The following is a 708-nucleotide window of genomic DNA, read 5'->3' on the forward strand; positions in this document are numbered from 1 at the left end:
GTAAATGGCGTTTAAATCCAGAATCAATGAAGAACTACTACGTTCGTTCTGTGGATGGAAAAGCAGTACCACTTGGTAGCCTGATCACTATTGATGTTGTCGCCGAGCCTCGCTCACTGCCTCACTTCAACCAGCTGAACTCAGCAACCGTTGGTGCTGTACCATCGCCTGGCGTCGCAATGGGTGATGCAATTAACTGGTTCGAGGACGTAGCGCAGAACAAACTGCCTGCCGGTTACAACCACGACTACATGGGTGAAGCACGTCAGTTCGTGACGGAAGGTAGCGCGCTATACGCAACATTTGGTCTTGCGTTAGCCATCATCTTCTTGGTTCTTGCGATTCAATTCGAATCACTTCGTGACCCTATCGTTATCATGGTATCGGTACCGCTAGCGGTGTGTGGTGCGTTGATCGCCTTGGCTTGGGGCACAGCCTCGATGAACATCTACTCGCAGGTCGGTCTGATCACGTTGGTCGGTCTTATCACCAAACACGGTATCTTGATCTGTGAAGTAGCAAAGGAAGAGCAGCTGCACAACAAACTGTCTCGAATCGATGCGGTAATGGAAGCAGCGAAAGTTCGTCTGCGTCCAATTCTTATGACTACTGCGGCAATGATTGCGGGTCTTATCCCACCCATGTACGCAACGGGTTCAGGCGCAGCACAGCGCGTTAGTATCGGTATAGTAATCGTGGCTGGTTTGG

At 50.7% G+C, this 708-nt stretch carries 1 protein-coding gene; it reads left to right on the plus strand.

Annotated elements, in window-relative coordinates; genetic code table 11:
- A partial coding sequence (locus R7040_RS26555) for an efflux RND transporter permease subunit (protein ID WP_318097594.1) occupies positions 1-708 on the plus strand: 708 nt, incomplete at both ends.

Source organism: Vibrio sp. 1069 (assembly GCF_033340555.1).